Origin of the sequence: Vibrio fluvialis (assembly GCF_900460245.1) — a bacterium.
Lineage (GTDB): Bacteria > Pseudomonadota > Gammaproteobacteria > Enterobacterales > Vibrionaceae > Vibrio > Vibrio fluvialis.
In genome coordinates, this window is record NZ_UHIP01000001.1 from 340,908 (window position 1) to 366,119 (window position 25,212).

Genomic DNA, 25,212 nt, shown 5'->3' on the forward strand with positions numbered 1-25,212 from the left:
TATAACCTAAAAAGAACATACACCATTGTATGGCGAAATGTTGAGCGTTGGCTATAAAGGCGCGCATGTTAACCCATTCATTGGCGCATTTAAACTGTTTTAGATCATCAATCGGGCGATATTTCTTTCTTGCCCCGGTGCCTATTAGGCAATATCCTGTCGCTATCTGCTTCGAAAGGTATAACTATGGAAACCGAGATAGAACTGAAGTTTTTTGTTTCTCCTGAATTTTCAGAGGTTTTACTGAAAAAAATTTCTGAAACCAAAGTACTTCAGCATAGTTGTCGTGAGTTAGGGAACACATATTTTGACTCTCCCGATAACTGGTTACGACAACATGATATTGGACTTCGTATCCGCCGTTTTGATGACGTTTATGTACAGACTGTGAAAACAGCAGGCCGGGTAGTCGCAGGGCTACACCAAAGGCCAGAGTACAATGCAGAACACAATTGCAATGATCCGGATTTATCTCTCCATCCGGCAGACATCTGGCCTGCAGAGCGTGATATCGCGACGCTGCAATCTGAGCTGGTTGCTCTGTTCTCTACCAATTTTAACCGTGAGCAATGGCTGATTGGCATGCCAGATGGTAGCCAGGTTGAAGTGGCGTTCGACCAGGGACTTGTCATCGCGGGCGACCGTGAAGACCCGATCTGTGAAGTGGAACTGGAACTGAAATCCGGTCAGACCGACGCGCTGTTTACCCTTGCCCGTCAACTGTGTGAGCAGGGCGGAATGCGACTGGGTAACCTGAGCAAAGCGGCGCGCGGTTATCGCCTCGCCGCGGACTATCTAGGCGATGAAGTGAAGCCTTTGGCGCTGGTTAACACCCAAAAACACGACAGCGTTGAATCCTGCTTTATTAACTCGCTGGAACATGCCTTGTCACATTGGCATTACCACGAGCAAATTTACACCGAACGCGATTCCATCCCTGCGCTGCATGAAATCAGTCATGCCATCAGCTTTATTCGTCAGGTGCTGGCAGTGTATGGTGGTGTGGTGCCACGCCGTGCCAGTGCGATTCTGCGCCAGGAGCTGAAATGGCTTGAAGGTGAACTGACCTGGCTCAAGCAGTATGATTACTTAAGCGAGTTGCTGGAAGACAAAGGTTATGCACTGCGTAAGCTGGATGCGCGCAAGTTTCTGATCAGCGAACTGAAACAGCTGCAGGATGATTTGCCACAACGTGATGAAATCCTGAAGCTACTCAACTCGGCTCGTTATACCGGCCTGTTGCTCGATTTGAGCCGCTGGATTCTGACCCGAGGCTGGCAGCCGTTCCTGGATGAAAAAGCGCGTGAGAAGATGGCGCTGAATATCCATCATTTCTCCGTTAAGCAACTTGAACGCACGTGGACGGAGCTATTGGAAGTGTTTCCACCGGAGCGTCAGCTCACCAGTCAGGAATACATTGACCAACAGTACCGCCTGATGCGCAGCCTTTATACTGGTATCAGCTTTGCGAGCCTGTACGATGCGGAAGAGCGTCAGGCATTCCGTATGCCGTGGGCCGATCTGTTGCATGGTATTGATGATTTGCTGACGCTAAAACCCGTTGAAGCGATGGTCGAGTGTTTGCAAGGCGAAGAGCAGGAGCAGTTAAAGCGCTGGCTGATTCGTCAGGAAAACTCAATTCTGCACGCGATGGAACAGACCCGTATCATCGGGATTGAAACGCCGCCTTACTGGCGAGAATAATCTGTCTAAACATTAAGGGATGCTCAGGCATCCCTTTCTTTTTCTCGGCCTTCACGCTCTAAATCGATGCGCTCTTCCAACTCTTTGATGCGCAGAATCAGCTCCTGCTGCTGCGTCGCCACTTGTTTCATCAACCTCTCTTGGTGTTCCGCTCTGGCAGTCTGGCTATGATCGGGGGAGGACAGAAACGACGCGATCAGACCAGAAATCATACCGAACATTCCCACACCACAGACGATCATGATCGAAGCAACGATTTTACCTGCTGTGGTCACCGGATAATGATCGCCGTAACCGACGGTTGAGATCGTCACCAACGCCCACCACAGTGCATCACCACCATCAGTGATATTGGCGTTAGGATCTTGCACTTCAAAGAACAGCATCATGCTTGATCCGAGCGTCAGCAACACCACCAAGAGCAGCAGAATGGTCGCCAGCGTGGTTTCGCGGCGATTGGCGAGCAACTGGCGCAAAATAGTGCGGCCAGAGCGGATCACTAAAATGACGCGCAGAATATGAAAGATGCGTGCAAAGCGCAGCGGTTCGATCATCGGAATGCTGGCGAGAATATCGATCCAGTGGCGTTTCAGAAATTGCATGCGATCTGCGGCTCGGATCAAATCTATGCAGAGTTGCAGAATAAAAATACTACAGATGACGAAATCGAGGCCGATAAGTACCTGTCGAGTTTCGTGTTCTACAGGAACAAACAACAAGCCTGAGATCACAAATAGCGCCATGAAAGACAGGATTAGCGACAATAAGCTCATTGGCTTGGTTTCATCTTTGATATCATCGTTTTTCATACGAAGCTCGAAATAAATAAGTTTGCGGCTTAGCCAGTAAGCGGCAAAAAATAATGAGTGTTTTCAATATAAAAGACTTAGTGGAGAACTGACAATGGCGAGGATGGCTTTTAAACCATGGGAGCGCGTGATCACGGATATCCGACTCGTGCCGAAAATGATCATGCTGATGGTGTTCAGTACCGTCTTGATCATCGGTAAGCAACTGTGGGATGCCGGTACTTTTTACGATTCTCTGCTGGCTGCAACGCAAAATGCTGAAGTCGCACAAAAGCATTACGATGATTATCTGGTGCAGGTGGTGTGGCAAACAGGCCTGATGATCGTGGTATTTGTGGTCCTGCTGCTGTTTGCTGCGCGAATCATGCTTCGTCAGACTCAGTATCTCAGTGAAGCGATTAATCAGATGGCGCGACGTGACTTGTCTGAACCGATTTCCATGGACTGTAAAGATGAATATGGTGATGTAGCGCGCGAGCTGGAAAAGACCCGCCTGCAACTGCAAGAGCTGATTAAAACTCAGGTGAATGCGTCGCAGGAGCTGACCGCGTTGACCGAAGTCATGACCATGAGTATGTCTGAAACCAAAGAGTCGGCGCAGGAAGAATTCAACGAGATCGACCAACTGGCCACGGCGATGAGCGAAATGTCTTCGACCGTTCAGACGGTTGCCGAACATGCACAGAACGCCTCTTCCCTGACAGAAAACGCCTCGCACCAGGCCGGTACCGGCCAGCAGTTTGTCAAACAGACGATTGGTAAAATGAGCGAGCTGTCGAAAGATATCGCGGCCTCGGCGGAAGCGGTCAATCAGGTTGAAGAGCGCGTCGTCGCTATCGGCAGCGTGGTGGGCACCATTCAAGGTATTTCTGAGCAGACCAACCTGCTGGCACTGAATGCGGCGATTGAAGCAGCGCGTGCCGGCGAAGCGGGTCGCGGCTTTGCCGTGGTGGCTGACGAAGTACGTAACCTTGCGCAGCGCACCCAAAACGCAACAGTGGAAATTCAGGACATGATTTCACATCTGCAGGCGAGTGCGAATTCTGCCGTGAATCTGATGGAAAAAAGCGTGGTGGAAGCCGCGGATGGGGTTGAGCTGGTCACCAACGCCGGGCGTGAACTGGATGGCATTGTCCAGCAAGTGCAGCAGATCAATGACATGAACTTCCAGATCGCAACAGCGGCAGGTCAGCAGAGCAGCGTTGCTGAAGAGATGAACCAGAATTTGACCAACGTGCGTGAGCTGGTAGAAGCATCGGTCACGGTGGTCAGCGAGCTGCTGGAAACCTCCGAAATCATGCAAAGCAACGCGGAAGAGCTGGATCGTAAAATTACCGTATTCAAAGTCTGATTCCCGGTTGAATCCACACTATGAAAGAGCGCCCACAATTGATTTGTGGGCGTTTTTTATTGGTCCAAGTCTGTTATAACTACTCTATTCGTAAAGACAAGGATGCATCATGTCATTGCCGCCAAAACTCGAGGCTCACGCCGATCATCAGTATCAACTTCTTCTTCAGCAACAGCCGGTGATCGCCGACTGGGACAGCGAACATCAACAGCAGCTCAAAACTGTGCTCGGTTTCAGTCAGTTTGTTGCGGACACTCTGCAACGTGATGGCATTCTGTGTCGCGATCTGCCAGCTATGCTGGCCACATCGCAGCGCAGTGAAAGCTATCGCCAGCCCCTGAGTGCGCTGTTGAGTGAATGTCAGGATGAAACCAGTGGTCAGCGCGTTCTGCGCCAGTTCCGTAACCGTGAAATGGTGTACATTGCGTGGCGTGATTTTCTCGCCGACTGGAGTCTGGATGAGAGCCTGGAGCATCTCTCGCAACTCGCGGAAGCGCTGATTTTTGAAACCTATCAGTGGCAGTATCAGATTTGCTGTCAGGAGTGGGGCACTCCGTGCAACGCACAGGGCGAAGCGCAGCCGATGCTGATTATCGGTATGGGCAAACTTGGTGGCGGTGAACTCAACTTTTCATCCGATATCGATCTGATTTTTACCTATCCGGAAAACGGAGAGACACAAGGTGCTCGCCGCTCGATTGCTAACGCGCAGTTCTTTACCCGCTTAGGTCAGCGCATCATCAAGATGCTCGATCAGCAAACCTTTGACGGCTTCTGCTACCGGGTTGACATGCGCCTGCGTCCATTTGGTGAAAGCGGCCCGCTGGTAATGAGTTATGCCGCTCTGGAAGATTATTACCAAGAGCAGGGACGGGACTGGGAGCGTTACGCGATGATAAAAGCACGCGTAATGGGGCGGGAGATGTATTCGCAGTACCAAGAGCTGCGCCAAATGCTGCGCCCGTTTGTGTTCCGCCGCTATATCGATTTCAGCGCCATTCAGTCGCTGCGCCGCATGAAGTCGATGATCACCAGCGAAGTACGCCGCCGCGGTCTGAGCAACAACATTAAGCTGGGCGCAGGCGGCATCCGTGAAATTGAATTTATCGCGCAGGTGTTCCAGTTAATTCGTGGGGGGCGTGAGCCATCACTGCGCCATCGTGGGCTGCTGGAAACCTTACAGGCGATTGGTGAGCTGGATCTGCTTAGCGCGCAAGAAGTTGCCGAGTTGACCGCAGCGTACCGTTTCCTGCGCCGTCTGGAAAACTTACTACAGGCACTGGCCGACAAACAAACTCAGACTCTGCCGGATAAAGCGGATGATCAATTGCGTCTGGCTGTTGCGCTCAACTTCTCGTCCTGGCAGGCGTTGTTGGATGAAGTGCAGCTTCAGATGGGGCGCGTGCACGCCGTGTTTGCCAACCTGATTGGTGATGAAGAGGAAGATGAAGAGGACACCATTGCCGCTCATTTCCATGAGTTGTGGGATATGGCCCATAAACGCGATGTGATTGAGCATATTGTCCAGCACGATCTTTCTCAACAGCAGACGGAAGCGATGGCGAATACGATTATCCGCTTTAAGGACGATCTGGCAAAACGCACCATCGGTCCGCGTGGGCGTGAGGTGCTCAATCGCCTGATGCCGAAAGTGTATCAGGCCATTTTCTCGCATCCTGACGCCGAGTTTGGTTTGTCGCGTGTGTTATCGCTGCTGCACAGCATCGCCACCCGTACCACTTACATGGAGCTGCTTGATGAACATCCGGCGGCGCTGACACAACTGGTGCGATTGTGTACCGCCAGCCCGATGATTTCTGAGCAACTGGCCCGCTACCCGATTCTACTTGATGAACTGATTGATCCGCAGCATCTCTACAACCCAATTGCGCTTGATGCGTATAAAACCGAACTGCGCGATTTTCTTGCCCGTATTCCGGAAGATGACATGGAGCAGCAGATGGAAGGGCTGCGTCAGTTCAAACAGATTTGTATTCTGAAAATTGCCGCAGCCGACATTGCGGGCGTGCTGCCGGTGATGAAAGTGAGTGACCACTTAACCTATCTCGCTGAAGCGATTGTTGAAGCAGTGGTGCATCAGGCCTGGCTGCAAGTCAGCGCGAAATATGGCGAACCAACTCACCTCAAAGATCGTGACGGTAAAGGTTTTGCCGTCGTGGGTTACGGTAAAGTCGGTGGCTGGGAGCTGGGCTATAACTCAGATCTCGATATCGTGTTTATTCACGACTGCCCGTTGGACGCCTATACCGATGGGGCAAAAGAAATTGATGGCCGCCAGTTCTATCTGCGTCTCGCACAGCGCGTAATCCATATTTTCTCTACCCGCACCGCATCCGGCATTTTGTATGAAGTGGACACTCGCTTGCGTCCGTCCGGCGCGTCCGGTTTGTTGGTCAGCCCGATTGATGCGTTTGAAGAGTATCAGCGTCAGGATGCCTGGACGTGGGAACATCAGGCATTGGTGCGCGCTCGCGTTATCTATGGTGATGAGCCGTTGCAACAGGCATTCCTTGCCACGCGCCACGCGATTTTGTCTCTACCGCGTGAAGAGGAAAAACTCAAAAAAGAGGTGGTCGATATGCGCTTGAAAATGCGTGAGCACCTCGGAGGCAAAAAAGCCGGACGTTTTATGCTCAAGCAGGATGTCGGCGGGATTACCGACATTGAATTTTTGGCTCAGTACCTGGTGCTGCGCTACAGTCATGACAAACCTAAGCTGACTCGTTGGTCAGATAACGTGAGAATTTTTGAATCTTTGCTCACCCAAGGTGTCATGGAAGAAGAGCAGGCGATGGCATTGACTCATGCTTACACCAGCATGCGTGACCAAATCCATCATCGTAATCTGCTCAATCAAGAGGCCGATGTCAGCGAGAGTAAATTTGTCGCTGAACGTGAACAGGTAAAACGAGTTTGGCAACAGTGGCTGGGTTGATATCTTTAGCCGCTAAAAGGGCTGTGATACACTCCGCCCAGTCATAAATATTGGAGATCCATAATGAAACCAATCCTACCTGACTACAGCAATGCTGGGGTTTTGATTATTGGCGATGTGATGCTTGATCGTTATTGGTACGGTCCAACGGGTCGCATCTCGCCAGAAGCTCCGGTGCCTGTGGTAAAAGTAGAGCATAACGAAGAGCGTCCGGGAGGTGCAGCGAACGTTGCGATGAACATTGCTTCACTCGGCGGTCAGGCGCATATCATTGGTTTAACAGGGATGGATGAACCCGCTCAGGTACTGGCGGACAAACTGACGTCGCTGAGCGTGAAGTGTGATTTTGTGGCGCTGCCGGATTATCCGACCATTACTAAGCTGCGCGTCCTGAGTCGCGGTCAGCAACTGATTCGTCTGGATTTTGAAGATAAATTTGAAAACACCGATCCAGCGCAGATCCTGTCTCGCATGGAAAAAGCGTTGCCAGCGGTGAAAGCAGTGATCTTGTCGGATTACGCGAAAGGTGCGCTAGAGCATGTGCAGCAGTTTATTCAGGCTGCGCGCAAGGCTGGCGTTCCGGTATTCATCGACCCTAAAGGTTCCGATTTTGAACGCTATCGTGGCGCAACGCTGCTGACTCCAAACATGTCTGAGTTCGAGCAGGTGGTTGGTAAAGTCAAATCGAATGAAGATTTGGTGGAAAAAGGCTTTGGTCTGATTGAACAGTTCGATCTGGACGCGCTGTTGGTGACCCGCAGTGAACACGGTATGACGCTGCTGCGTCGCGGTATGGACCCATTCCATCTGCCAACGCAGGCGAAAGAAGTGTACGACGTAACTGGCGCAGGCGATACCGTGATTTCAGTCTTGGCTGCGTCAGTGTCCGCGGGTAAGCCGTTGGATGAAGCGTGTGCTCTGGCTAACGCGGCAGCCGGTGTTGTGGTCGGTAAACTGGGCACCTCGACCGTGTCGACCATCGAACTGGCGGAAGCGATTCATGGTAGCAGAGACACCGACTTTGGTGTGATTGATGAAGTATCGCTGATTGCAGCGGTGAAAAAAGCGCAGGCTCGCGGCGAGAAAGTGGTGATGACCAACGGTTGTTTCGACATTCTGCATGCCGGCCACGTCTCTTACCTCAACCACGCAGCTGAGCTCGGCGATCGCTTAATCGTCGCGGTGAACACCGATGAGTCCGTTAAGCGTCTCAAAGGTCCGGGTCGTCCGGTGAATCCAACCGATCGCCGTATGGCGGTACTGGCGGGGTTGGGCGCCGTTGACTGGGTAGTACCATTTGCAGAAGACACGCCTCAGCGACTGATCTCAGAAGTCCTGCCTGACCTGCTGGTCAAAGGTGGAGATTACAAACCGGAAGAGATTGCGGGTGGTAAAGAGGTGATTGCGGCGGGTGGCGAAGTTAAAGTCCTCAACTTTGAAGACGGCTGCTCAACCACTGAAATCATTGAGGCCATTAAAGGCGGCCGCGGCTAATCACAAGCTTACCGATAGAAAAAGGGCTCACAGTGTGAGCCCTTTTTGTCAGAACTGACCGCCACAGCAACGGTGACGAACAGGCACTTTATTACTTGATCGCTTTGAGACCCGCATTGACATCAATGATGTCCTGCTCGCTCAGTGTACCTACTGCCTGACGCAGTTGCAGTACGTTGATGATGTAGCTGTAACGCGCATCAGACAGGTTTTTCTTCACGCTGTACAGAGTACGGGTCGCATCCAGTACGTCAACGATAGTACGGGTACCCACATCAAAGCCGGCTTCCGTTGCATCCAACGCTGATTGCGCGGAAATCACAGACTGTTCATAAGCACGCACCGAACCGATCGACGCATTGATGTTGTTGTTGTAAGCACGCACGTTTTTCACCACGCTGCGGTACGAAGCTTCCAGATCCTGGCTGGCTGCAACGTATGCGTATTCCGCTTGTTTGGTTTGGGAAGACACGTTACCACCACTGTATAGCGGAACAGTCAGGTTCAGACCAATGTTGAAGTCGTTGTTTTCGTGGTAAGTGTCGTAACTGCTGTAGTTATCGTTGTACTCACGACCGTAGTTGTAACCACCGTCCAGAGTCAACGAAGGCAGGTGACCAGAGCTTGCCAGCGAAATGTTGTCTTTCGCCACGTCTTGAGAGATACGAGCTGACAACAGTGACAGGTTCTTTTCTTGCGCTTGTTCAATCAGTGCTTCCATCGATTCGGTGGTGCGGCTGGTTGAGAAACGGTTGGTATCCAGAATGCTCAGGTTAGTGTGTTCCTGACCTGTAATTTCACGCAGCGACTCGTAGCTGTTGATTAGCGAGTTTTCTGCCAGAACTTCGTCTGCCAGAACAGTATCGTATTGCGCTTGTGCGTCATGGACGTCAGTAATCGCCGACAGGCCCACTTCAAAACGTTGTTTGGTTTGTTCCAACTGACGGCCAACCGCGGCTTTTTCAGCACGAACAAATTCCAGGTTGTCCTGTGCGCTCAGTACATCAAAGTACGCTTGTGCTACGCGTAGCATCAGGCTTTGCTGAGAGTTGGCGTATTGGGCATCAGCCTGACGAGCTTGCTTCTCAGCGGTATCCAGAGAAACCCAGCTTGAGCGGTCGTACAGTTCTTGCGAGAAGTTGATGCCTGCGCTCAGTTTGTCACTGTCGCGTAGATCGACGTCACTGCGGTTAATGTTGTAACCCGCAGTCAAATTGATTTGAGGCAAAAGAGAGCTGCGGCTTGAGTTGATCGCTTCAAACGCTGCGTCACGTTGTGCCGCTGCACTCAGCAGTTGAGGATCGTTCTGTTTTGCTTGGTCGTAAATTTGTGCAAGGTCATCCGCGGAAGCTGTTGTGCTAAGGCCGCCCAGAGTTGCACTAATCAATAAAGGAAGCAGTTTTTTCATTAGTCCTATTCCTGCCTGAATATGAAAGGAGTTACGCTCACGAGAGTGTAACGCAAATTGATGGCATTTCACTCGAAACTTTGCACTTTTTTACACTTAGCTATCCAATTGTGCAATAAAAATTGTGTGACGACTTAAATATAAGTACAACTTTTGTATAAAAAGTTGAGCAATGTCCTTGGAAGTCACAAAAATTCATGAGTAAACTATAAGATTCACTGAGAGAGGTTTCTAATGCAACAGTCTGATCAGCCGCCAGGAGTGTTTACTCCTGAAGATGTAGAAATTGTCTCAACCGAGACACTGTTTCAAGGATTTTTCCGAATGGTGAAGTATCGGTTCAAGCATCGATTATTTCAAGGCGGGTGGAGTCAGACTATTGAACGGGAAATGTTTGAGCGCGGTCATGCCGCAGCGTTGCTGCCTTATGATCCGCAACGTGATCAGGTCGTAATGATAGAACAGATACGCGTTGGTGCGCTGGAACATGCCAATCCCTGGCAGTTAGAAATTGTCGCGGGCATCATTGATCGCGCGGAGAGCGCAGAAGAAGTGGTGCGCCGTGAAGCGGAAGAGGAAGCTGGGATCTCCGTCAACAGAACGGAGAAAATTACCTCTTATTATCCCTCTGCTGGGGGATGTTCTGAAAAACTTGATGTCTATGTGGGAGAAGTGGATGCATCCCTGGCTCACGGCGTTCATGGTTTAGACTATGAAGGTGAAGATATCAAAGTTCACGTAATGAGCCGCCGCGACGCGTATCAGTTAGTGAAAGAGGGGCGAATTGAGAATGGAGCCTCAATAATCGCACTACAATGGTTGGAGTTAAACTACGGGCAATTACAATCGCAATGGCAGAAATGACAGCACTAAAAAAGCCGTATCATGTTGATTTACCAGAACTGATGCGGACTTATGAAACGAACTACGCCAAGTTGAACGCTTTGTTGCCTGCGCAACCGAGCGTCGGTGACGTGCGCTGTTATCAAGCGGCACATCTGGCTTATCAGCTGCAAGTGCTGGAAGTCACAAAGTACACAACTTTGGTGGAGATTTGTCAAAGTGACGACATTTCGATATTTCCATTACCAACCATGTCTGTCAGGCTGTACCACGACGCTCGTGTAGCAGAAGTACTGACCACCGATCAGCTTAACCGGGTAAAAGCTCGCTACGACTATCCGAATGAGAAGATGGTGCAAAAGGACGAAAAGGCACAGATCAATCGTTTCTTAGGGGACTGGCTGACATTTTGCCTGAAAAGAGGCATTAGCCGAGCGCCCATTAACATCAATCAATAGCATTAGGTTTATAGATTTTGAACGTGTCGTCCAGTATAGACAATTCCGACAGCATCAAGCTGGTTCAGATTACGGATACGCACCTCTTTGCGCCCGATGACGGTAGCCTGTTGAGTGTTAATACCGCAGACAGCTTTCTCGCGGTGGTAGAGGCTATTCGTGCCCAGCAGTTGGAATTCGACGCCATTTTGGCGACCGGCGATATTTCTCAGGATCATACGGCTGAGTCTTATCACCGTTTTACCCAAGGTATTTTACCGCTCGAGAAAATTTGTTTCTGGCTGCCGGGCAATCACGATTACAAACCCAATATGAGCAGTGTGCTGCCATCAAAACAGATTCATGCACCTGAGCATGTACTGCTTGGCGAGCACTGGCAAATGATCCTGTTGGATTCGCAAGTTGTGGGCGTGCCTCACGGCCGTTTGAGCGATCAGCAATTGACGCTGCTTGAGGAGAAACTGTCCGCGCACCCGGAGCGGTTTACCTTGGTGCTGCTGCACCATCATCCGCTGCTGGTCGGCAGTGCCTGGCTTGATCAGCACACGCTGAAAGACAGCGAGGCATTCTGGACCATCGTTGAGCGCCATCAGAACGTGAAAGCGGTGTTGTGCGGGCATGTCCATCAGGACATGGACCGTTTACACCACGGTGTGCGCGTCATGGCAACACCATCCACGTGTGTCCAGTTCAAACCCAATTCCGATGACTTCGCGCTGGATAAATGTTCTCCAGGCTGGCGTGAGCTTGAGTTGCATGCTGATGGGCGTGTGACGACGGCGGTCAAGCGCTTGGCGAAGGGGCTGTTTCAACCGGACTTTAACTCCAACGGATACTGAATATGTCGGACAAACCATCGTTACTTTTGTACATTCACGGCTTCAACAGCTCCCCTTTGTCGCATAAAGCACAGGTGATGCAGCAGTATTGCGCGCAGCATCGCCCGGACATCGAGGTTGTCGTGCCAAAGCTGCCTTCATTTCCTCAGCAGGCGGCAGAGCATCTGCTGAATGTCGTCAATCAGTACAAAAACGATTATCAGATAGGTCTGGTCGGCAGCTCATTGGGTGGCTATTTGTCTACCTGGCTCAATCACCAGTTCGGCTTTCGCGCTGTGCTGATTAATCCTGCCGTGAAACCCTACGAGTTGTTGGCTGATTTTTTGGGTGAGCAGCAAAATCCTTATACCCAAGAACGTTACGTATTAACCGCCGAACACATTGATGAACTGAAGGCGTTGGATACGGAGACGCTGCGTGCGCCGCAGGACTTCTGGCTTCTGCAACAAACCGAAGATGAAGTGCTGGATTACCGTCAGGCGGTGGACAAATACCAGCACGCCCGTCAAACCGTTGAAGAGGGCGGTGACCACAGTTTTGTCGATTTTGAACGTTATCCGGCGCAAATCATTCAATTCTTAAATCTCTGATCTTTTCATTGAGGGAAGAGTCATAATTTTACTTGTTACTTACTGATGTCGCTTGACATCAGCGAGCCTCTTCCAGACTATGTTTCTCTTGGACTTTCCTCGTTTAGTTGGCCGATAAAGCGGCAAAGCGCCTGTCATTTCATCAAAAATCAAGCGTTCATAAACGAGTCGTAAAGTTACGAATCATTTATCGATAAAAGCATTCCGTATTATGACTGAACAATATAATGCTGGAGCCATTGAAGTTCTTAATGGCTTAGAACCAGTGCGTCGCAGACCTGGGATGTATACGGATACCACGCGCCCTAACCACCTTGGGCAGGAAGTCATCGACAACAGTGTCGATGAAGCGCTGGCCGGATACGCCACTAAGGTTCAAGTGATCCTACATGCCGATCAATCGCTGGAAGTGATTGATGACGGTCGTGGTATGCCTGTAGACATTCACCCGGAAGAGAAAGTCTCCGGGGTTGAATTGATCTTATGTAAGCTTCACGCGGGCGGTAAGTTCTCCAATAAGAACTACCAGTTCTCCGGTGGTTTGCACGGGGTAGGGATCTCAGTCGTGAACGCGCTCTCCAAGCGCGTCGAAGTTACAGTGCGTCGTGATGGTCAGGTGTACGACATCGCGTTTGAACACGGCGAAAAAGTCTCAGATTTAACCGTTACCGGCACCTGTGGTCGTCGCAACCGCGGCACCAGCGTCCATTTCTGGCCAGACACCAAGTATTTTGATTCGCCGAATTTCTCCGTTACCCGTTTGGTCAACAACCTGCGCGCGAAAGCCGTACTGTGCCCGGGACTGGAAATTACCTTCACCGATAAGGTGAACAATAACGAATACCGTTGGTTCTACGAAGATGGCCTGAAAGACTATCTGGCTGAAGGCGTCAAAGGGTACACCTTATTGCCGGAAGAACCGTTTACCGGCGAATTTTCTGCCGAAACGGAAGCCGCTACCTGGGCCGTGATCTGGCTGCCGGAAGGCGGCGAACTGATCACCGAAAGCTACGTCAACCTGATCCCGACCGCGCAGGGCGGCACGCATGTCAATGGCTTGCGTCAGGGCCTGTTGGATGCGATGCGTGAGTTCTGTGAATTTCGTAATTTGCTGCCGCGCGGCGTCAAACTGACGGGCGAAGATGTGTTTGACCGTTGTGCTTACGTGCTGTCGGTAAAAATGCAGGATCCGCAATTTGCGGGTCAGACTAAAGAGCGTCTCTCCTCGCGTCAGACCGCGGCGTTTGTTTCCGGTGTCGTGAAAGATGCGTTCAGTCTGTGGCTGAACGAAAAGCCGCAACTGGCCGAGCAACTGGCGGAAGTGTGTATTGCTAACGCCCACCGCCGTATGCGTGCGGCGAAGAAAGTTGTGCGTAAGAAAGTGGCTTCAGGCCCGGCGCTGCCGGGTAAATTGACCGACTGTTCTCAGCAGGATCTCAGCCGAACCGAACTGTTTTTGGTGGAAGGTGACTCGGCGGGCGGCAGTGCCAAACAGGCACGCGATCGTGAGTTTCAGGCCATCATGCCGCTGCGCGGTAAGATTCTGAACACGTGGGAAGTTTCGGCAGACCAGGTACTGGCTTCGCAGGAAGTGCACGATATTTCAGTTGCGCTGGGCATTGACCCGGACAACGACAACCTTGAAGCGCTGCGTTACGGCAAAGTCTGTATCCTTGCCGATGCGGACTCGGACGGTCTGCATATCGCGACACTGCTGTGCGCTCTGTTTACCCGTCATTTCCCGGCGCTGGTGCGCGCGGGACACGTGTATGTGGCGATGCCGCCGCTCTATCGTATCGACTGCGGTAAAGAAGTGTTCTACGCGCTGGATGACAGCGAGAAAGACGCAATTCTTGAACGCCTGAGTAAGAAGAAAGCCAAAGTGAACGTGCAGCGATTTAAAGGTCTGGGTGAAATGAACCCGCTTCAGCTGCGCGAAACCACCATGGATCCGAATACTCGTCGTCTGGTTCAACTGACCATTGACGATGATAAAGCGACCGAAGAGATGATGGATATGCTGCTGGGGAAAAAGCGTGCGGATGACCGCCGCAACTGGCTGCAAAGCAACGGCGATCTGGCTGAGGTGTAATGAATGTCGACTGAAATCACCTACGATGGCGTTGAACAGCTGCCACTGCGCAAGTTTACTGAAGACGCTTATCTGAATTATTCCATGTACGTCATCATGGACCGCGCGTTGCCATACATTGGCGACGGTCTGAAGCCGGTTCAGCGACGTATCATCTATGCAATGTCTGAGCTGGGTCTTTCTGCCTCAGCCAAATACAAAAAATCGGCGCGTACCGTTGGTGACGTGCTGGGTAAATATCACCCGCACGGCGATTCAGCATGTTACGAAGCGATGGTGCTGATGGCGCAGCCGTTCTCTTACCGTTATCCGCTGGTTGACGGTCAGGGCAACTGGGGTGCGCCGGACGATCCGAAATCGTTCGCCGCGATGCGTTATACCGAAGCAAAACTGTCTAAGTTCGCGGAAGTGCTGCTGAGCGAACTGGGCCAGGGCACCGTGGACTGGCAACCGAACTTCGACGGCACAATGAAAGAACCGAAGATGCTGCCAGCACGTCTGCCGCACATTCTGCTCAACGGCGTGACGGGTATTGCAGTCGGTATGGCGACTGACATTCCACCGCACAACGTGCGTGAAGTGGCGGCCGCAACGATTCACCTGATTGACAATCCGCAGGCCAGCCTGCCGGATCTGATGCAATACGTGAAAGGTCCGGATTATCCGACCGAAGCAGAGATCATCTCGCCGCAGATTGAGCTGGAGAAAGTCTACCGTACCGGCCGTGGCAGCGTAAGAATGCGCGCAGTGTGGCACAAAGAAGGTTCGGACATCGTGATCTCGGCGCTGCCGCATCAGGTATCGGGCGCCAAACTGCTGGAGCAGATTGCCAACCAGATGCGCGCGAAGAAACTGCCGATGGTGGAAGATTTGCGTGATGAATCGGATCACGAAAACCCGACTCGTATCGTGATCGTGCCACGCTCTAACCGCGTTGATTGCGACCTGCTGATGAATCACCTGTTTGCCTCGACCGATCTGGAACGCAGCTACCGCGTCAACCTCAACATGATTGGCCTCGACAATCGCCCGCAGGTGAAAGGTCTGGTCAGTATTCTGAGCGAATGGATTCAGTTCCGCCGTGAGACGGTGCGTTCTCGTCTGCAACACCGTCTGGATAAAGTGCTGGCTCGTCTGCACATTTTGGAAGGTTTGTTGATCGCGTATCTGAACATCGATGAAGTGATCGAAATCATTCGTACCGAAGACGATCCTAAAGCTGTGCTGATGGCACGCTTCGGGATTACTGATATTCAGGCGGATGCGATTCTGGATACCAAACTTCGTCACTTAGCCAAACTGGAAGAGATGAAGATCCGCGGTGAACAGAGCGAGCTGGAAAAAGAGCGTCAGAAGCTGGAAGAGCTGCTGGGTTCTGAGCGTCGCCTGAATACATTGCTGAAAAAAGAGATCAAAGCGGATGCCGAGACCTACGGTGATGATCGTCGTTCGCCGCTGGTTGAACGTGAAGAAGCCAAAGCGCTGACGGAACGTGATCTGATGCCAAGTGAAATGATCACGGTCGTGTTGTCTGAGAAAGGCTGGATTCGCCATGCGAAAGGTCATGACGTTGATTGTGAAGGATTGAACTACAAAGCGGGTGATAACTATCTGGCGCACGCGTGTGGTAAGAGCAATCAGCAAGCCGTCTTCCTCGGTAGTGATGGCCGCAGTTACTCGTTGGAGTCACACACTCTGCCGTCTGCACGTGGGCAGGGGGAACCGATTACTGGTCGTCTCAACGTGGCGGAAGGCACGTCGATTCGTCAGGTCGTCATGGGCGAAGAAGATCAGCTGTGGCTGGTGGGATCTGATGCCGGTTATGGCTTCGTGTGTAAAGGCACCGATCTGTTGTCGAAAAACCGCAGCGGTAAGGCGCTGGTCAATCTGCCGGACAATGCGGAAGTGATGACGCCACAGGCGGTGAACGATCTGCAAAGCGATGAGATCCTGGCGATTACCAATCAGGGCCGCATGTTGCTGTTCCCGATCAAAGATCTGCCGCAGTTAGGCAAAGGCAAAGGCAACAAGATCATCAATATCCCGGCGGCGAAAGCCAAGTCGCGGGAAGAAGTGGTGTCCCATCTGTTGGCACTACCAAAAGATGTGTCTGTAACGCTGTATGCCGGCAAACGTAAGCTGGGGCTGAAACCATCGGATCTGGATAATTTCCGTGGTGAGCGTGGTCGTCGTGGTGCTCTGTTGCCACGTGGTCTGCAACGCGTGACCCGCATCGAGCTGGAATCGGACGCGCAAGAAAGTTCTGAAGAAGAATAATGTAGTCTGAACAAGCAAAAGCCCCGCAATGCGGGGCTTTTTTATGCCAGTCAGTAATTATCTTCCGACCAACCGTCACTGTCGGACATGTCTGGTGCACCGGGAATGGATTTCTCTTCATCTGCCCATTCACCGAAGTCGATCATCTGACATTTTTTACTGCAGAACGGGCGATGAGGGCTTTGCTCTCCCCATTCCACATCCTGGCCACATTGTGGGCATTTCACCACAGTTGGTTTTTTTGACATGGTCATATCCTGTGCGTTGAGAAAGCACATTGCTTTTTGGTTAATTAAAGTTGGTTAACTGCAAACGGCGAGATCAAATTCAATATCCTGCGTACTGGCCTGACCGGAACTGAATTCGATAAATTTGATGGCGAAGCGGTTCTTGTGCCCCGAAATCATCGGGTAGACGCCGTAATCCAACGGAATGGACAGGCGCAGAATGTTCGCCTCTTCCGCATCGCTCTGATAAAAACCTGACTTGGCTTCACGGGCGCGAAAGTTGCCGGTTTCCCGTGTCAGTTTCAGCCACAGTTTCAGCGCGTCGGCTAACGGTTGCAAGGTATCCATCCACTGGCGGGCATCTTGGATTTTTTGTTCCAAGGCCAGATGCAACCAATAGTGCAGTGCCGGCAAATCAAAACAGCAAGAGCCACCGGGCAGATTGAAGCGCTGGCGAATCGCACTGAGGAAACGGTCTTCTTTGAGAGACTGGCCAAATCGCTCACCACCCATCAGGTTGCGGTGAATGTCGTCAATTTCTCTCAGCAGGCCCAACAACATCTCTTGATCCACCCCTTCGACGTTGAGCCAGTTGCGGTAAGCCAGACGTTGTTTTTCGATATCTTTGGCGAGTTCGCTTTTGAGTTGGATCTGCTCAAAAATTTCCAGCAGATCGAACAGAGAACGGAAGAATAGCTGATGCTGAATATCGTCACGAAACTGCGACGCTTGCTCCATCTGATTGAGCAGCGCTTCGACACGAAGGTAAATACGCGTTTTTTCGTTGAGCGGATGTTCAAACTTATGTGTGGTCATCAAACTAGCCTTGGGTTATTTGGGACTTATTCTCACAGATTTGTACGGCTCATGGCTAGATACTTTTGGTGCAATTCTGTGATTTGAGGCAAAAGTTTCTGGTTTTCTGCATCATTTTTAATCACATCGTCGGCGATGGCTAATCGTTGTTCACGGCTGGCCTGCGACGCGAGAATCGCCTTCACCTGCTGCTCGGAGACATTGTCGCGCGCCAGAGTGCGTTGGATCTGCGTGGTTTCATCGACATCGACCACCAAAATGCGGTCCGCCATAGACTGTAACTGGTTTTCCACTAACAGTGGCACCACTAGTAACGCATAAGGAGAGCGTACTTGTTGTAAATCTTGTGTCATTTTTTGGCGAATCAATGGATGCAACAAATGATTGAGCCAGGATTTTTCTTCGATATCGGCAAAAATACGCTCGCGCAGCGCTGCACGGTCGAGGCGACCATCGGCCTGTAAGATGTCATTGCCAAAATGCTCGGCAATCGCGTTCAGTCCCGGAGTGCCGACGTCCACCACTTCACGAGCCACCACATCGGCATCGACGATATCGATGGCGAAATGTTGCTGAAACAGATTTGCGACGGTGGTTTTTCCGCTGGCGATGCCACCCGTTAAGCCAATGATGAGTGCCATAATCAGAATCCTAATACCGAATGAAAATACCAACCCGCAATGTCATGACCAAACAACAGAGACAGCCAGCCTGCAATCGCCAGATAAGGCCCGAAGGGAAATGCTTTATCAATGCCGCGCTTTTGCAGACGCAGTTGAATGAGGCCGAACACCAGTCCAACCAGAGATGACATCAGAATGATGATCGGTAGTTGCTGCCATCCCAGCCAAGCACCGAGAGCCGCTAACAGCTTAAAGTCGCCATAGCCCATGCCTTCTTTGCCTGTCAGTAGCTTAAACAGCCAGTACACCGACCATAACGACAGATAACCCGCTATCGCACCAATCACCGCATCTTGTAGCGAAATCGGGCTGATGCCCGCCAATGCCAGTGCAATACCAGCCCAGAGTAGGGGCAGAGTAAGCTGATCCGGCAGCAGCATCGTATCGAAATCAATGAAGGTTGCTGCAATCAGCGTATAGGTAAAGAACAGCATGGCAACGGCAAACCAGCTAAAACCAAATTGCAGCGCAATCAAGAGGCTGCATGAAGCCGTCAGCAGTTCAATCAGTGGATAACGCGCGCTAATAGAGCCCTGACAATTCGAGCATTTACCACGCAGCAAAAGCCAGCTCAGTACCGGAATGTTGTCGATAACCCGGATCGGCGTATCGCAATGCGGGCAGGTGGAACGTGGCGTGCTCAGCGTTAAAATGCCCTGAGGCGGTTCAATATGATACTCGGGAAAGGATTCCGCACACTCCTGACGCCACTCGCGCTCCATGATTTTCGGCAGGCGATAAATCACCACATTGAGGAAACTGCCGATAATTAACCCCAGCACTGTCGCCAGCGTAGGAAACAGCCAGGGGTAAAAATTAAAAATGTCCATTTTATGTGCTCGCGGCGCGTCGCCATCATGTTGGTCTTAATGAGGGTCATACTAACCTAATACACTCATTAAGTTAAAGATTGGCAGGTACATCGCCACCACCAATCCACCGACCACAATGCCCAAAAATACGATAATCAGCGGTTCAAGAATTTTGCCCAGATTGTCGACGGTGTTGTCGACTTCAAACTCATAGATGGTGGCGACTTTATTGAGCATGTCGTCGAGCTTGCCGGACTCCTCGCCGATCATCACCATTTGCAACACCATTTCCGGAAAGGCTTGTGTGTTGCGCATTGCAATATACATCGGCATCCCTGCTGCCGTATGGCGGTGAACATCCTGAATGGCGGTTTCAAAATGCACGTTACCTGCCGTTTTAGCGGTGGTTTTGAGGCTGGCGAGTATCGGAATTCCCGCACTGAAGCTGGTCGCCAGAGTGCGGCTGAATTTGGCAATTGCGGCTTTGGCAAGCACACCCCCAATGATGGGAAAACGCAGGCTGAGCTGGCTGGTTTTAAGACGGACGACGAAGGATTTTTTCCGCGCCGCTTTGATGCCAAACACCAAGCTCAATGACGCGATGAACGCCCCCGCACTGTAGGCTTGTACCCCATGCGATAACTTGAGGATCTGCTGAGTAAACCAAGGCAGTTCAGCCCCAAAACCCTTGAACATACTTTCGAACTCTGGAATGACCATCGTCAGCATCAAATAGGAGACGCCGAGTGCCACCAGAATGACCATGCTGGGATAGATCAGCGCTTTGATTACTTTCGCGCGCAGTTGCTCACTTTTTTCCCGATAGGTGGCAAGGCGTTCAAAGACTTCGGCAAGATTGCCGGACTGCTCGCCAGTCTGAATTAAGTCGACGTACAACGCGTCAAAGTGAGTGCTGGCAGTGCGCATCGCTTTGGAAATCGGCGTACCGGCTTCGACGCCTTTGGTAATTTGCGCCAGAATCGATTTCATCTCGGCTTTACGATGATTATCGCCGACCAATTTAAGTGCCTGCACAATTGGCACTCCGGTGGTCAGCATGGTGGCAAGCTGGCGGGTTAGGATGGTGATGTCTTTAGTTTTGACCCGATTGGTGAGACGAGTCAGAAATGACACGCTGCCTTTTTTGATCTTCTTAACCTGAATGTGCTGTTCTTTCAGTTTGTCGCGGACTTCTATTTCACTGATAGCCAGTGTCTGTCCCGCGACTTTCTTTCCAGTGCTGTTGACGCCTTTCCAGCGATAGTTTTTTAACTCAGGGCCTTTGGTCGGTTTCATGATGGAAGAGTCTCAGAATAAGGTCTTAACCAGAATTAGAAATAGAGAACACGCTGCAACTCACTGAAACTGGTAATCCCGGCGCGAAGTTTTTCGATCCCCGATTGCAACAGCGTTTGCATGCCATGTTGCTGGGCAATGGATTCGATCTGATGAATGCTGGCTCGTTGCATAATCGCTTCAGCCAGCGCGGAGTTAAATGCCATCACTTCATAAATCCCCACCCGCCCGCTGTAACCGTTGGTGCACTCGTTGCAGCCTGATGGGTTGGCGGCATAGATAGGCTGCTGAGAACTCAAGTGAAATTGTTGTTGCAGTGTCGGAGAGGGCGATGTGGCGACTTTGCAGTGAGGGCAAAGGCGCCGGGCAAGTCGTTGAGCGATGATGAGGCTCAGCGATGAAGCGAGGTTAAACGGTTCAATGCCCATGTTCGCCAGCCGAATCACGCTTTCGGCGGCGGAGTTGGTGTGCAGTGTGGATAGCACCAAGTGGCCGGTTTGGGCGGCTTTGACGGCAATCTCTGCCGTTTCCAAATCGCGGATTTCGCCCACCATCACCACATCGGGATCCTGACGCAGAAAGGAGCGCAGAGCCTGCGCAAAGCCAAAACCAATTTTGGGCTGCACCTGAACCTGGTTAATGCCGGGCAGGTTAATTTCCACCGGGTCTTCGGCGGTAGAAATATTCACTTCGTCGGTGTTGAGAATGCGAAGGCCGGTATAGAGTGAGACTGTCTTACCGCTGCCCGTCGGGCCAGTCATCAGAATCATGCCTTGCGGCTTGGTGAGGGCCGCCAGATAAAGCTGCTTTTGCGCATCGTTATAACCCAACTTGTCGATATCGAGGCTGGACGCACTGCTGTCGAGCAGACGCAGGACGATTTTCTCCCCCCACAAGGTTGGCAGAGTGGAGACCCGCATATCAATGGCCGTGTCCGCATTGAGGCGTAATTTGATGCGGCCGTCCTGGGGTAAACGTCGCTCAGCGATATCGAGTTTCGACAAAATCTTAATCCGCGCGGCCAATCGACGGCTTAAATGGCTAGCTGGTTGCTGGATTTCCACCAAAATACCGTCGCAGCGCAGGCGAATGCGATAAAAGGATTCATAGGGCTCAAAGTGGATATCAGAAGCGCCTTTACGCACCGCATCCAGCAGGATCTGGTTGATGAAACGACTGACCGGGGAGTCATCCTGACTCAGATCTTCGATTGATGTTTTTTCGTCATCGGAAACTTGCACCAGACTGGCCAGTTCGTCCTGGCTGATCTCCTTGCCCAGCGTGCCATGTGATGCGATGGCTCGGCCATACAAGCGGCGAATAGCGGCTTGCAGTGCCTTATGATCAGCCAATACCAGTTCTATTTGTAACCCGGTCGCAAAACGAAACTCGTCTTCAACTTGCAGGTGAGTAGGATCGGATACCGCAAGAGTCAGTATCTGGCCGTTGCTATTGAGGGGCAGAGCCTGACAACGGGTGATGAGCTCTCGCAGCCCCAACTGCTGGCAAAGCGGCGCGAAGTCAAAACGGGTCAGATCCGTATTCGGCAGACCAAAGATCTGGCTTAGATGCTCGGTCAGTTCATGGTGATGGAAGATCGCCAAATCGATCAACGCTTCCGGAACATTGGTTCCGGAAGCGTGAATATGATCCATTACGGCCTGTTCCTGCGTAGGGCTAAGCAAATCGGCCTGACGCAGGATGGCGAGTAGGTTGGTGAGCATTGTAAAGAATTAACAACCTTTCGGTGCTGCTGCGCTCACGGCTGCTGGGCCGGTGTACGCACATGACCAGCCACCAGTTGTTCTTGTGTATACGAACTTCGCGCCCTTTGCTGAACCATCAGTGTGAGAAAAGGTGATTTCATTGTCTGCTGAGATACTTAGTGTGCCTAAGCTATTAGCGGCAGAGGAAACACCCAGCGATGTGATGGTACTTACTCCACTACTAATCTTTCCATTTTCTTGGACATATAACTCTGCTGGTGTTAGCACGGATTTAATTGTGGCAAAGCCAGAAGCTAACTCACTCTTGGTTACGTAATCCTTATAAGCGGGTACGGCAATCGCCGACAGAACTCCGATGATGGCGACCACGATCATCAGTTCGATCAGGGTAAAGCCCTGCTGTTGTTTGCGTTGATTCGCGTTCATGACACTCTCCGTTATGCGTGTGTTTGTATGATGAGCAGAGCATAAGAAGTTGTTGATATTAGGAGAATTGGGGGAATGAGAGGGCGCGAGGCATTCGGGATTTTTATGCTTGGATTTACATCCATCGGGCAAAATATTTCGACTCAGTTAAAAGCGTTGCGGTGATATGAGGTACGGCAGGCATAAAAAAGGAGGCGAGGCCTCCTTTTAATACATTGAAAATTCTATTTTTATTTGAAGCGCATCGATAAATCCATGGCGCGCACATGTTTGGTCAGTGCGCCGACAGAGATGTAATCAACACCCGTTTCGGCGTATTCACGCAGTGTTTCCATCGTGACGTTGCCGGAATTTTCCAGCGCTGCTCGACCTGCGTTGATCGCTACCGCTTCGCGCATCATGTCCAGCGTAAAATTGTCGAGCATAATGATGTCGGCACCGGCTTCAATCGCCAGACGCAGTTCGTCCAGATTCTCGGTTTCGACTTCAACGGGTTTGCCCGGGTTGAGTTTCTTCGCGGTGCTGATCGCTTGTGTAATGCCGCCACAAGCGATGATGTGATTCTCTTTGATCAGGTAAGCGTCAAACACACCAATACGATGGTTAAAACCACCGCCGCAGGCAACGGCATATTTCAGCGCGCTGCGCAGGCCCGGAATGGTTTTGCGAGTGTCGAGCAGACGACAACCGGTGCCTTCCAGCGCTTTTACGTATTGCGCTGTGGTCGTCGCGCAACCAGACAAGGTTTGAATAAAGTTCATCGCGTTGCGCTCGCCCGTGAGCAGAATGCGCGCCGGACCGCTCAGCGTACACAACGTTTGGTTTGGCTCAACGGTATCACCGTCTTTGACCAACCACTCAATGGTCACTTCGCCGCCCAGTTGCGTGAATACTTCGTCAGCCCAGGCTTGACCACAAAACACACCGTGCTCACGGGTAATGATGGTGGCGCGTCCTTGCACGTCGGCTGGGATCAGACTTGCGGTGATATCGGCTGCGGGATCGAGCGTGCCGCCTAAATCTTCTTTAAGCGTGTCGGTGACCGAGCGGGTGATTTCCAGTGGCAGTTGCTGTTTCAGATATTCGAGGCGTTCTTGACTGTTGTGGGACTCTTTCATCGCAAATCGTTAATATAAGTTGAACTGGGGGAGGGATAATACGCTGAGTGCGGTTGAAATTCAGCCCTTGATCTCGCATTTCATAGCAAGAAAGTTAAAATCAGCCATAGGCTAATGTCGGGGTTTACCCATCAATCAAATGGATAGTGTTTATGATCGATAATCAGGGCTGGTATCAATTTGCCCGTCGCGTACCATCGCCATTCTGCGATCAGCGCAGCGACGAACAGGATATCTCTTTGCTGGTGGTGCACAACATCAGTTTGCCGCCAGGGCAGTTTGGTGGGCCATATATCGAACAGTTTTTTACTGGCCAGCTTGATCCGAATCAGCATCCATTTTTCCGTGTGATACACACCATGGGTGTGTCGGCGCACTGTCTGATTCGCCGGGATGGAGAGGTGGTGCAGTTTGTGCCATTTTCGGCCAGAGCCTGGCATGCCGGGCAATCGTCGTTTGCCGGGCGCGCGCGATGCAACGATTATTCGATTGGCATTGAGTTGGAAGGGACCGATTTTGTCGCCTATACCGATGCGCAATATCAGGCATTGGCAGCACTCAGCGACGCGTTGATGACGCACTATCCGGCGATTACGTTGCCGCGTATTACCGGGCATCAGTACATTGCCCCGATGCGTAAAACCGACCCGGGGCTGGTGTTTGACTGGCAGAAATACCGCGCGTTATTAAAGCGGTCTGATTGATGTGTCAGATGGCGTCGTGGTATTCGACTAGAACTTGCTCAATCCAGGTGGCGATGCGCTCATCACTCAGTTCGTATTGCGAGTCTTCATCCAGAGCAAGGCCGACAAACTGGGTCCCATCTTCGGTCAGCGCTTTTGAGGCTTCAAACTGGTAGCTGTCATCTTTTGGCCAGTAGCCGATCAGGTTCGCTCCCGTCTTCTTGATCTCGTCGTGGAGCATCCCCATCGCATCGAGGAACCATTCGCCATAGCCTTCTTGATCGCCTAAGCCGTATAACGCGACGTACTTGCCTTTTAGCGACACGCCACCGATGTGATCCCATATTGCGCTCCAGTCTTCTTGGATTTCGCCGAAATCCCATGTGGAGATTCCCAGTATTAACAGATCATAGTCGCTCATAAAACTGAGCGGCGTTTCTTTCACATTGTGAATGTCGAGCAGATCATCACCGAGGATGGCACGCATTTTTTCCGCCGCCATTTCGGTGTAACAGGTTGTTGAGCCGTAAAAAAGACCGATCTTCATAGTTTCATGTTCGTTTTTTATCTGGAATGGTGAATTCTAACCATAAAATAACCCAG

At 51.4% G+C, this 25,212-nt stretch carries 22 protein-coding genes; 11 read left to right on the forward strand and 11 right to left on the reverse strand.

Translation table 11 applies throughout. The features are described 5' to 3' along the window. The first annotated feature begins 186 nt into the window (after positions 1 to 186). Positions 187 to 1,704, forward strand: coding sequence for a CYTH and CHAD domain-containing protein (locus tag DYA43_RS01670; protein WP_020332184.1), 1,518 nt, complete (start codon positions 187 to 189; stop codon positions 1,702 to 1,704). Positions 1,705 to 1,727: 23 nt separating this feature from the next. Here the strand turns inward: DYA43_RS01670 and DYA43_RS01675 are convergent, their stop codons facing one another. Next, the gene (locus tag DYA43_RS01675; RefSeq protein ID WP_061056138.1) at positions 1,728 to 2,513 is read right to left on the reverse strand and encodes a potassium channel family protein; all 786 of its coding nucleotides are present in this window, start codon (positions 2,511 to 2,513) and stop codon (positions 1,728 to 1,730) included. A 94-nt stretch (positions 2,514 to 2,607) separates the two neighbouring features. Between DYA43_RS01675 and DYA43_RS01680 the strand changes: the two genes are divergently transcribed. From DYA43_RS01680 to hldE, 3 genes are all read left to right on the forward strand, one after another. After that, positions 2,608 to 3,864 (forward strand): methyl-accepting chemotaxis protein, encoded by a 1,257-nt coding sequence (locus DYA43_RS01680; protein WP_024374521.1) that lies wholly within the window; start codon positions 2,608 to 2,610, stop codon positions 3,862 to 3,864. 109 nt (positions 3,865 to 3,973) lie between these two features. Next, positions 3,974 to 6,820: a bifunctional [glutamate--ammonia ligase]-adenylyl-L-tyrosine phosphorylase/[glutamate--ammonia-ligase] adenylyltransferase gene (glnE, locus tag DYA43_RS01685; protein ID WP_061056139.1), complete on the forward strand. Its 2,847-nt coding sequence runs from the start codon at positions 3,974 to 3,976 to the stop codon at positions 6,818 to 6,820. Positions 6,821 to 6,883: 63 nt separating this feature from the next. Then, entirely contained in the window at positions 6,884 to 8,314 is a 1,431-nt protein-coding gene (hldE, locus tag DYA43_RS01690) for a bifunctional D-glycero-beta-D-manno-heptose-7-phosphate kinase/D-glycero-beta-D-manno-heptose 1-phosphate adenylyltransferase HldE (RefSeq protein WP_038129831.1), read from the forward strand. A 91-nt stretch (positions 8,315 to 8,405) separates the two neighbouring features. Here hldE and tolC read toward each other — a convergent pair whose 3' ends face one another. Next, positions 8,406 to 9,722, reverse strand: a complete 1,317-nt coding sequence (tolC, locus tag DYA43_RS01695; protein WP_020332188.1) for an outer membrane channel protein TolC — start codon at positions 9,720 to 9,722, stop codon at positions 8,406 to 8,408. Between the two features lie 234 nt (positions 9,723 to 9,956). On the opposite strand from tolC, the gene nudF reads away from it, so the two are divergent. The 6 genes from nudF (at position 9,957) to parC (ending at position 16,821) form a co-directional block, all read left to right on the forward strand. Then, positions 9,957 to 10,586, forward strand: coding sequence for an ADP-ribose diphosphatase (gene nudF, locus DYA43_RS01700; protein WP_024374518.1), 630 nt, complete (start codon positions 9,957 to 9,959; stop codon positions 10,584 to 10,586). Then, positions 10,574 to 11,023, forward strand: coding sequence for a DUF1249 family protein (locus tag DYA43_RS01705; protein WP_024374517.1), 450 nt, complete (start codon positions 10,574 to 10,576; stop codon positions 11,021 to 11,023). The genes nudF and DYA43_RS01705 overlap by 13 nt, the downstream gene beginning before the upstream one ends. Positions 11,024 to 11,040: 17 nt before the next feature. Continuing rightward, a complete protein-coding gene (gene cpdA / locus DYA43_RS01710) occupies positions 11,041 to 11,862 on the forward strand; it encodes a 3',5'-cyclic-AMP phosphodiesterase (RefSeq protein WP_020432345.1) in 822 nt (273 codons plus the stop codon). A gap of 2 nt (positions 11,863 to 11,864) precedes the next feature. Beyond that, complete coding sequence (yqiA, locus tag DYA43_RS01715) at positions 11,865 to 12,452, forward strand: esterase YqiA (protein ID WP_020332192.1); 588 nt, start codon at positions 11,865 to 11,867, stop codon at positions 12,450 to 12,452. A gap of 211 nt (positions 12,453 to 12,663) precedes the next feature. Beyond that, positions 12,664 to 14,544 carry a DNA topoisomerase IV subunit B gene (parE, locus tag DYA43_RS01720; RefSeq protein WP_020332193.1) on the forward strand — a complete coding sequence of 627 codons (1,881 nt, stop codon included), beginning with the start codon at positions 12,664 to 12,666 and terminating at the stop codon, positions 14,542 to 14,544. A gap of 3 nt (positions 14,545 to 14,547) precedes the next feature. Then, a complete protein-coding gene (gene parC / locus DYA43_RS01725; protein ID WP_047459105.1) occupies positions 14,548 to 16,821 on the forward strand; it encodes a DNA topoisomerase IV subunit A in 2,274 nt (757 codons plus the stop codon). A gap of 50 nt (positions 16,822 to 16,871) precedes the next feature. On the opposite strand, the gene yacG is transcribed toward parC, so the two are convergent. From yacG to nadC, 8 genes are all read right to left on the reverse strand, one after another. Then, positions 16,872 to 17,069 carry a DNA gyrase inhibitor YacG gene (gene yacG, locus DYA43_RS01730; RefSeq protein ID WP_020332195.1) on the reverse strand — a complete coding sequence of 66 codons (198 nt, stop codon included), beginning with the start codon at positions 17,067 to 17,069 and terminating at the stop codon, positions 16,872 to 16,874. Positions 17,070 to 17,123: 54 nt separating this feature from the next. Beyond that, positions 17,124 to 17,864 (reverse strand): cell division protein ZapD, encoded by a 741-nt coding sequence (zapD, locus tag DYA43_RS01735; protein WP_020332196.1) that lies wholly within the window; start codon positions 17,862 to 17,864, stop codon positions 17,124 to 17,126. A 32-nt stretch (positions 17,865 to 17,896) separates the two neighbouring features. Next, positions 17,897 to 18,505 (reverse strand): dephospho-CoA kinase, encoded by a 609-nt coding sequence (gene coaE / locus DYA43_RS01740; protein ID WP_061056140.1) that lies wholly within the window; start codon positions 18,503 to 18,505, stop codon positions 17,897 to 17,899. Between the two features lie 2 nt (positions 18,506 to 18,507). Then, entirely contained in the window at positions 18,508 to 19,377 is an 870-nt protein-coding gene (locus DYA43_RS01745) for a prepilin peptidase (protein WP_024374403.1), read from the reverse strand. Positions 19,378 to 19,428: 51 nt separating this feature from the next. After that, positions 19,429 to 20,655 carry a type II secretion system F family protein gene (locus DYA43_RS01750; protein WP_061056141.1) on the reverse strand — a complete coding sequence of 409 codons (1,227 nt, stop codon included), beginning with the start codon at positions 20,653 to 20,655 and terminating at the stop codon, positions 19,429 to 19,431. Between the two features lie 35 nt (positions 20,656 to 20,690). Continuing rightward, positions 20,691 to 22,379, reverse strand: coding sequence for a type IV-A pilus assembly ATPase PilB (pilB, locus tag DYA43_RS01755; protein ID WP_061056142.1), 1,689 nt, complete (start codon positions 22,377 to 22,379; stop codon positions 20,691 to 20,693). Between the two features lie 9 nt (positions 22,380 to 22,388). Further along, on the reverse strand, positions 22,389 to 22,808 hold the full coding sequence (locus DYA43_RS01760; protein WP_047459095.1) for a pilin: 420 nt from the start codon (positions 22,806 to 22,808) through the stop codon (positions 22,389 to 22,391). Positions 22,809 to 23,038: 230 nt separating this feature from the next. Beyond that, on the reverse strand, positions 23,039 to 23,926 hold the full coding sequence (gene nadC / locus DYA43_RS01765; RefSeq protein ID WP_061056143.1) for a carboxylating nicotinate-nucleotide diphosphorylase: 888 nt from the start codon (positions 23,924 to 23,926) through the stop codon (positions 23,039 to 23,041). Between the two features lie 152 nt (positions 23,927 to 24,078). Here nadC and ampD point away from each other — a divergent pair, with 152 nt between their 5' ends. Continuing rightward, positions 24,079 to 24,630: a 1,6-anhydro-N-acetylmuramyl-L-alanine amidase AmpD gene (gene ampD / locus DYA43_RS01770; protein WP_061056144.1), complete on the forward strand. Its 552-nt coding sequence runs from the start codon at positions 24,079 to 24,081 to the stop codon at positions 24,628 to 24,630. 4 nt (positions 24,631 to 24,634) lie between these two features. Here ampD and fldB read toward each other — a convergent pair whose 3' ends face one another. Continuing rightward, positions 24,635 to 25,156: a flavodoxin FldB gene (fldB, locus tag DYA43_RS01775; protein WP_020430452.1), complete on the reverse strand. Its 522-nt coding sequence runs from the start codon at positions 25,154 to 25,156 to the stop codon at positions 24,635 to 24,637. Positions 25,157 to 25,212: the final 56 nt, after the last annotated feature.

Excerpts from the sequence above, each read along its gene's own strand:
- DYA43_RS01670 (WP_020332184.1), top strand. The coding sequence starts at position 187 with ATGGAAACCGAGATAGAACTGAAGTTTTTTGTTTCTCCTGAATTTTCA.
- DYA43_RS01675 (WP_061056138.1), bottom strand. The coding sequence starts at position 2,513 with ATGAAAAACGATGATATCAAAGATGAAACCAAGCCAATGAGCTTATTG.
- DYA43_RS01680 (WP_024374521.1), top strand. The coding sequence starts at position 2,608 with ATGGCGAGGATGGCTTTTAAACCATGGGAGCGCGTGATCACGGATATC.
- glnE (WP_061056139.1), top strand. The coding sequence starts at position 3,974 with ATGTCATTGCCGCCAAAACTCGAGGCTCACGCCGATCATCAGTATCAA.
- hldE (WP_038129831.1), top strand. The coding sequence starts at position 6,884 with ATGAAACCAATCCTACCTGACTACAGCAATGCTGGGGTTTTGATTATT.
- tolC (WP_020332188.1), bottom strand. The coding sequence starts at position 9,722 with ATGAAAAAACTGCTTCCTTTATTGATTAGTGCAACTCTGGGCGGCCTT.
- nudF (WP_024374518.1), top strand. The coding sequence starts at position 9,957 with ATGCAACAGTCTGATCAGCCGCCAGGAGTGTTTACTCCTGAAGATGTA.
- DYA43_RS01705 (WP_024374517.1), top strand. The coding sequence starts at position 10,574 with ATGGCAGAAATGACAGCACTAAAAAAGCCGTATCATGTTGATTTACCA.
- yqiA (WP_020332192.1), top strand. The coding sequence starts at position 11,865 with ATGTCGGACAAACCATCGTTACTTTTGTACATTCACGGCTTCAACAGC.
- parE (WP_020332193.1), top strand. The coding sequence starts at position 12,664 with ATGACTGAACAATATAATGCTGGAGCCATTGAAGTTCTTAATGGCTTA.
- parC (WP_047459105.1), top strand. The coding sequence starts at position 14,548 with ATGTCGACTGAAATCACCTACGATGGCGTTGAACAGCTGCCACTGCGC.
- yacG (WP_020332195.1), bottom strand. The coding sequence starts at position 17,069 with ATGTCAAAAAAACCAACTGTGGTGAAATGCCCACAATGTGGCCAGGAT.
- zapD (WP_020332196.1), bottom strand. The coding sequence starts at position 17,864 with ATGACCACACATAAGTTTGAACATCCGCTCAACGAAAAAACGCGTATT.
- coaE (WP_061056140.1), bottom strand. The coding sequence starts at position 18,505 with ATGGCACTCATCATTGGCTTAACGGGTGGCATCGCCAGCGGAAAAACC.
- DYA43_RS01745 (WP_024374403.1), bottom strand. The coding sequence starts at position 19,377 with ATGGACATTTTTAATTTTTACCCCTGGCTGTTTCCTACGCTGGCGACA.
- DYA43_RS01750 (WP_061056141.1), bottom strand. The coding sequence starts at position 20,655 with ATGAAACCGACCAAAGGCCCTGAGTTAAAAAACTATCGCTGGAAAGGC.
- pilB (WP_061056142.1), bottom strand. The coding sequence starts at position 22,379 with ATGCTCACCAACCTACTCGCCATCCTGCGTCAGGCCGATTTGCTTAGC.
- DYA43_RS01760 (WP_047459095.1), bottom strand. The coding sequence starts at position 22,808 with ATGAACGCGAATCAACGCAAACAACAGCAGGGCTTTACCCTGATCGAA.
- nadC (WP_061056143.1), bottom strand. The coding sequence starts at position 23,926 with ATGAAAGAGTCCCACAACAGTCAAGAACGCCTCGAATATCTGAAACAG.
- ampD (WP_061056144.1), top strand. The coding sequence starts at position 24,079 with ATGATCGATAATCAGGGCTGGTATCAATTTGCCCGTCGCGTACCATCG.
- fldB (WP_020430452.1), bottom strand. The coding sequence starts at position 25,156 with ATGAAGATCGGTCTTTTTTACGGCTCAACAACCTGTTACACCGAAATG.